Here is a 1,176-nt window from a genome sequence, read left to right on the forward strand (position 1 = left end):
CAGTTCGGTGATGGTCGGCGTGCTGCCCAAGGCTTTGCACCTGTTTCGTGAGCGTTATCCGCAGGTCAACTGGCGCCTGCACGAGATGACCCCGGCGGCGCAGGTCAAGGCGTTGAAAGAGAAACGCATTGATGCCTGTGTGTTTCGGGTCGGTTATGACGATCCGCAGTTGCGGAATGAGTTGCTGATCTACGAGCCGATTCACGTGGTCATGCCTGCGGATCATCCACTGGCGACGCGCGAGGTGCTGGCGCCGGCAGATCTGGCCCGGGAGCCGTTTGTGGCGCTGGAATTGAAACAGTCGCGGTTCGCCAACTTTCTCTATCAGTGCTGCGTTCAGGCCGGATTCACCCCGCAGATTCGTCAACAGGTCATTGAGGTGCAAACCCTGCTCAGTCTGGTCCGCGCCGGGTTTGGTGTGGCGCTGTTGCCGGCGTCCATCGAACAGCTGGCGCCGGCGGGGCTGGTGTTCCGCGCCTTGACCCCGGCGCTGCCGGAAGTGCCGCTGTACGCCACGTACCGCGCCGACGATGCCTCGCCAGTGCTCAAACTGTTTCTCGATACTCTGCGAGAACTTGTCGAAACCTCAGGCCAACACAAATCCCGGTAGGAGTGAGCCTGCAATGGATATGGGGTGGGGTGAAGAGGGTGGCACGATCGCGGGCGGCTGCGGTCGTAATCTTCACACGCGTATTACCTGTGGAGATCCAATGAGCCAGGAAGTCTTGACCACCGAAACCAATCGTCGCCAGTTGCAACAGATCATCGCCGGTTTGTCGGACGGGGTGATTCTGCTGGAGCTGGATCAGAGCATTCTCTGGGCCAACGAAGCGGCGCTGGCCATGCACGGGGTCAGCCGGATTGGTGAGCTGGGCACGAGTGCCGGCGAATACGCCAAGCGCTTCAGCCTGCGCTATCGCAATAACCACACCCTGCCACCGGAGAACTATCCGATCAGCCGCGTCGCTCGCTGCGAGGTGTTCAGTGATGTGCTGATCGAAGTGTCCGCCGTCGATGACCCGGAGCGCGTCTGGGTGCACAACGTGCGCAGCATGGTGCTCACCAACCGCGAAGGTCAGCCCGAGTCGCTGGTGCTGATCATGAGCGACGTCACCGACTGGGCCAACGCCGAGCAGCGTTTCGAAAGGACCTTCAACGCCAACCCGGCACCGGCGG

At 61.4% G+C, this 1,176-nt stretch carries 2 protein-coding genes; both read left to right on the plus strand.

Annotated features, from left to right (window positions below; translation table 11 throughout):
• Window positions 1–610, plus strand: a 610-nt coding sequence (locus DBR24_RS15330) for a LysR substrate-binding domain-containing protein (RefSeq protein WP_256591510.1), incomplete at its 5' end; no start/stop codon positions are given.
• A gap of 100 nt (window positions 611–710) precedes the next feature.
• The coding region (locus DBR24_RS32275) for a PAS domain-containing protein (RefSeq protein ID WP_371921294.1) at window positions 711–1,176 on the plus strand (466 nt) is incomplete at its 3' end.

The sequence above is a fragment of the Pseudomonas sp. HMWF006 genome (assembly GCF_003061205.1).
In the GTDB taxonomy this organism is placed as follows: domain Bacteria; phylum Pseudomonadota; class Gammaproteobacteria; order Pseudomonadales; family Pseudomonadaceae; genus Aquipseudomonas; species Aquipseudomonas monsensis.